This is a genomic window from Streptococcus sp. HMSC072G04, from assembly GCF_001813295.1.
Taxonomy (GTDB): Bacteria; Bacillota; Bacilli; order Lactobacillales; family Streptococcaceae; genus Streptococcus.
The window spans coordinates 81,227-81,493 of the sequence record NZ_KV812035.1; the positions used below are offsets into that span (position 1 = coordinate 81,227).

A 267-nucleotide genomic window follows, 5' to 3' on the forward strand; every position below is an offset into this window, starting at 1 on the left:
CCATCGAAACCTTGAAGGTTCTTAGCTGTAATAGTGAAAGTACCGTCTTTTTCTGATTTTGTAATGGTCAGATCGGCTGACGGTTTAGGAGCTGTGTAGTCAATAAAGGCTTTCTTGACAAACTTGTTTTGTCCTTTGGCATCCACATAGAAGACTTGCGCTTCATACTGACCATCAGCGTTTTCGTGGTCACTAGCTTTGGCTGTTACAGTATATGAACCGTCTACCTGGCGAGTTGGAGTGTACCAGATAATGTCTTTCATCCCA

1 protein-coding gene is annotated in these 267 nt (G+C 43.1%); it reads right to left on the reverse strand.

The window, feature by feature from the left end:
• Positions 1 to 267, reverse strand: a 267-nt coding sequence (locus HMPREF2904_RS07645; protein WP_176744617.1) for a GBS Bsp-like repeat-containing protein, incomplete at both ends; no start/stop codon positions are given.